Raw genomic sequence first — 4,240 nt, 5'->3', positions numbered from 1 at the left:
TTGCCCCTCCCGCTCCACCTGCTCCGCTGGACCCGGTGGCACGGGGGTCCCTTCCGGTCCCGGCACGGGGGCGGCCTCCGCCGCCGACCTACGGTTCTCGGGATTCCCGGTGGTCTCGTCCTCGCTCACCCGTGTGCCCCTTTCCCGACGGCACCGGACGGCCCGGTGCTGTCGGCAGTGGGACAGCGTGTACGCACTGGTGGTTCACACAACATCCGCTTTATGGACAAAAGCGAAGTCATGGACGTGCGCCGGTGCGCCCGTCCGAGCCGTACAGCACGGCCGTCCCGGCTAGAGTCGGGGATCACACCCCTTCCGCGCGAGGAGTCCGGCGACGATGCGAGTCGAGGTCGACTACGACCAGTGCGAGAGCAACGCCCTGTGCATGGCCGCCGCACCGGAGGTCTTCGAGGTCCGCGACGACGACTTCCTCTACCTGCTCACCGAGGAACCCGCCGCCGCGTCCCGCGAACGCGTCCGCCAGGCCGAACGCATGTGCCCCAAGAGGGCCATCACCGTGCGGGAGTGACCCCCGCGGCCGCCAACGCCTCGTCCCACGTCGTCGGCTTCTCCAGCAGACCCCGGTAGCGCATGGTCTTGGGCGTGGAGCGCAGCCCCAGCACACCGGTGAGCATTCCGCCCCGGCCCAGGAAGGCCACGAACTTTCGGTCCTCCGGGGAGCCGTGCACGAAGGCGACCTGATCGGCGGGCGCGCCCTGGCCCAGCAGCTGGACCTTCATCCTGTATTGGTCGGACCAGAAGTAGGGCACCGGCGTGAAGGGCGTGCGCCCGCCGTCGCCCGCCAACAGGTTGTGCGCCGCGGCCTCGCCCTGCTCGCCCGCGTTGGTCCAGTGCTCCAGGCGGATCCGCCCGCCGTAGCGCGGGTGCGGCCAGTTCGCCAGGTCCCCGACCGCGTACACGTTCGGCACCGAGGTCGCGGAGTACTCGTCGCACGCCACCGAGCCGTCGGCCAGCAGCTCCACCCCGGACCCGCGCAGCCACTCGGTGTTCAGGTGCACGCCGATCCCGGCGACCACGAGGGAGGCCTCCACCGCCGAGCCGTCGGCGAGCCGGACCCGCTCCACCCGGCCCCGGCCCTCGAAACCGGCCACGCCCACGCCCAGGCGCACGTCGACGCCGTTCTCCCGGTGCAGCTCCGTGAGGACCTCGCCGATCCTCGGGTCCACGACCCGGGTCAGCGGTGTGGGCGCCGCCTCCACCAGGGTCACGTCCATGCCCACCGCTCGGGCGCTGGCCGCCACCTCGGCGCCGACGAAACCGGCCCCGACCACCACCAGCCGACCACCGGAGTCGAACTCCGACCGCACCGCCTCGGCGTCGTCCAGGGTGCGCAGCACGTACACGCCCGCCAGGTCGGTGGCGGGGCGGCGCGCCCGCGCGCCCGTGGCGATCACCAGGCCGTCGTAGCGCACCGTCGAGGCGGCGCCGCCCGGACCGGACACGCTCACCTCACGGGCGGCGGTGTCCAGCCCCACGGCCCGGCTGCCCGGACGGAAGTCCAGGTCCAGCGCGTCCACGGCCTCGTCCTCGCGCAGACGCAGCGCCCGGTGGCCCACCAGCCAGCCCGGGCCGCCGCCCGGGGGCTCCATACCCACCCCGGTCAGGACCTCCTTGGACAGCGGAGGCCGCGAGTAGGGCCGGTGCGCCTCCTCGCCCAGGAGCGTCAGCCGCCCCTCGTACCCGCGTTCGCGCAGCGCCTCGGCCGTGTGCAGCCCGGCCATCCCCGCTCCGACGACGACGATGTCGTTGAGGGTGTCCCGCACGGTGGTGTCCCTTCCGGTGGTGGTTCCCGAGGTCGGGGTCGGTCAGAGCGGGCGGACCTCGCCGACGGGGGCGCCACCTCCGAGGACGTCCACACGCAGCCGGTCCTGGACGGGGGAGACGTCCACACCGAGGGTCCGCAGCGCGTCGAGTGCGACCAGCGTACGCGCCCGCTCCTCGGCGTCCCCGTCGCTGATCTTGACGGCGACGGTCTCGCCGGTGGCGGCGCTGAGCACCAGCACCCCGTCGGCTCCGCCCTTGGCCACCAGGCCGGGCATCCGCCTCATGAGGTCGGTGTCGATCCGGTCGCTGCCCGCCACGTACAGCGGGTGGGCGCTCATCGCCTCGACCACGGCCCGTTCAGGACCGCCCTCGGGGGCGGTGCGCATGCGCCACAGACCGCGGGCCAGACCGGTCAGGGAGACCGCCATCTGGGGCGCCCCGCAGCCGTCCACGGCGGTGTGCGCGACCGGCTCCTCGCACAGCTCCTCGATGGTCTCGCGGACCAGGACCTGGAAGGGGTGCTCTGCTTCCAGGTAGTCCCCGGTGCTCCACCCCCGGGCGATGCAGGCGGCGAGCATGCCCGCGTGCTTGCCCGAGCAGTTCATCAGCACGCGCTCGGGCTCGCGTCCGGCGCGCACGAACGCGGCGCGCGCCTCCCTGCCGCCGGGGGCGGCCGGGGGACAGCCCAGGGCGTCGGCGGTGAGCCCGGCCGCGGCCAGGATGCGCTCGGTCTCGGCGGTGTGCGCCTCCTCACCGGAGTGGCTGCCCGCGGCGATGGCCAGCGAGGGCCCCTCCAGGCGCGCGCCCGCCCGCAGCATCGCCAGCGCCTGGAAGGGCTTGGCCGAGGAGCGCGGGAACATGGGCTGGTGCACGGGGCCGCGCGCGTAGGCGATCCGGCCGTCCGCGGCCAGTCCGACGACCGCGCCGTAGTGGACGCTCTCCAGCATTCCGGACCGGACGACCTGTGCCAGGGGGACGTACTCGGGCAGCGGGCTCTGGGGCATGCGGGCTTCTCCTCGCCGTTGAGGTCGGGGCAGGGTGCGCGTGGAGTGTCCTCCTGTGGGTGGACACGACTGAGAACGTTACATAACCCCCCTTTCTTCCGGTCGCCCCGCGGTCGCGGAACCGGCCCGACCGCAGACGCCTCGCGGTCCGGGGGCTGACCGGAGCGGTCGGCCCCCCGCCGCCGGGAGGGGCCCGCCACGTGCGCGGGGTCCGCTGTCGGACGCGGGGAGTAAGGTCGTTGCCGGTACGCGGCGAGGTGGGACGGCCGTTCGACACGAGGTACGAGGGAGTGGGTCACACGATGGGAACGCTGCGGATGGGCGCGCTGACCCGGCGCAGGGTCGGCATGCGGGCGGCGGACCTGGAGTACGCGGTGCTCGACATGGAGACCACCGGCCTCGAACCGCGCGAGGGCGCGCGCATCGTGGAGATCGCCGTGGTGCGCGTGCGCGGCGACGGCAAGTTCGTGGAGGAGTTCAGCACTCTGATCGACCCGCGCGCGCCGGTGGGCGGCCGGGAGTTCCACGGCATCGGCGAGGGCGACACGGTGGGCGCCCCGACCGCGGCCCAGGTGGTGCCCAGACTCACCGAACTGCTCTCCGGGGCGGTCGTGGTCGGCCACAACCTCGACTTCGAACAGCGCTTCCTGGCCTCGGAACTGGTGCCCGCCGGGCTTCCCACGGGCCAGGCCGGGCTGTGCACGCTGCGCGCGCTGCGCTCCCAGGTGGAGCTGGAGCGGTACTCGCTGCCCAAGGCCTCCCACCGGCTCAGCGGCGACTGGCCGACCGGACAGCACACCGCGCTGGGAGACGCCCGTGCCTGCGCCAAGCTGCTCGCGGAGATGCTCACCAACGCCCCCGGCGAACTGCGCTACGGCGGTCCCGCGCCCAAGCGGCTCACGGTGCCGGACCCGGTTCCCGGCCCGGTCGGCGCTGCGGGGCCCGTCCGCTGGAAGCCGCGCACGTCCTCGGTGCCCGGCGGACTGCCCCCGTTGAGCCCCTGGCAGGCGCGGTGGCGGCCCCACGAGCTGGACCCGCTGCTGTGCGGCGGGGCCTTCGGCGCCACGGACCGCGCCATCGCGGAGATGGCCGCGCACCGGGACACCCGCTTCCGCGAGCGGCTGGCCGCGGCCGCCGCGGTGACGGGCGGGCTCGCGGCCACCGCCGCGGGCGGCCTGCTGCTGCGCATGGCCGGCGGCGGGGGCACGCGCGACCTCGGTTACCCGGCCGGACGCGGCGACGGCTCCCCGGAACGGCTGCTCGGCCGGATCGGCCGGTCCGTGCTCAGGGACCGGCCGGGGTTCACAGACCGGACAGGGTGAGGAAGAACGCCACGATCAGCGCGCTTCCGCCGAATGTGGTGAGCAGCGCCTTGCCCGGTTCGGTGAGCCGGGCCGACACCAGTCTCACGCGGGGGCGCACCATCTCCGGGCTCCGCGCGGCGGCCCCGG

4 protein-coding genes are annotated in these 4,240 nt (G+C 74.4%); 2 read left to right on the top strand and 2 right to left on the bottom strand.

The features are described from left to right. Nucleotides 1–337 precede the first annotated feature (337 nt). Nucleotides 338–529 (top strand): ferredoxin, encoded by a 192-nt coding sequence (locus tag DQW06_RS08440; protein WP_013151487.1) that lies wholly within the window; start codon nt 338–340, stop codon nt 527–529. Here the strand turns inward: DQW06_RS08440 and DQW06_RS08435 are convergent. Then, nucleotides 513–1,784 carry an NAD(P)/FAD-dependent oxidoreductase gene (locus DQW06_RS08435; RefSeq protein WP_013151488.1) on the bottom strand — a complete coding sequence of 424 codons (1,272 nt, stop codon included), beginning with the start codon at nt 1,782–1,784 and terminating at the stop codon, nt 513–515. The two genes, DQW06_RS08440 and DQW06_RS08435, sit on opposite strands and share 17 nt — an antisense overlap. A gap of 42 nt (nt 1,785–1,826) precedes the next feature. Next, nucleotides 1,827–2,789, bottom strand: a complete 963-nt coding sequence (locus DQW06_RS08430; protein ID WP_117198245.1) for an asparaginase — start codon at nt 2,787–2,789, stop codon at nt 1,827–1,829. A gap of 302 nt (nt 2,790–3,091) precedes the next feature. Between DQW06_RS08430 and DQW06_RS08425 the strand changes: the two genes are divergently transcribed. Beyond that, nucleotides 3,092–4,111 carry a PolC-type DNA polymerase III gene (locus DQW06_RS08425; RefSeq protein ID WP_013151490.1) on the top strand — a complete coding sequence of 340 codons (1,020 nt, stop codon included), beginning with the start codon at nt 3,092–3,094 and terminating at the stop codon, nt 4,109–4,111. Nucleotides 4,112–4,240 lie beyond the last annotated feature (129 nt).

Origin of the sequence: Nocardiopsis sp. TNDT3, from assembly GCF_003427465.1 — a bacterium.
Classification (GTDB): domain Bacteria; phylum Actinomycetota; class Actinomycetes; order Streptosporangiales; family Streptosporangiaceae; genus Nocardiopsis; species Nocardiopsis dassonvillei.
This window is presented reverse-complemented; position numbering and strand designations above follow the sequence as displayed.

What these genes read in the sequence shown, in the direction of transcription:
- DQW06_RS08440 (WP_013151487.1), top strand. Translation starts at nt 338, where the DNA reads ATGCGAGTCGAGGTCGACTACGACCAGTGCGAGAGCAACGCCCTGTGC.
- DQW06_RS08430 (WP_117198245.1), bottom strand. Translation starts at nt 2,789, where the DNA reads ATGCCCCAGAGCCCGCTGCCCGAGTACGTCCCCCTGGCACAGGTCGTC.
- DQW06_RS08425 (WP_013151490.1), top strand. Translation starts at nt 3,092, where the DNA reads ATGGGAACGCTGCGGATGGGCGCGCTGACCCGGCGCAGGGTCGGCATG.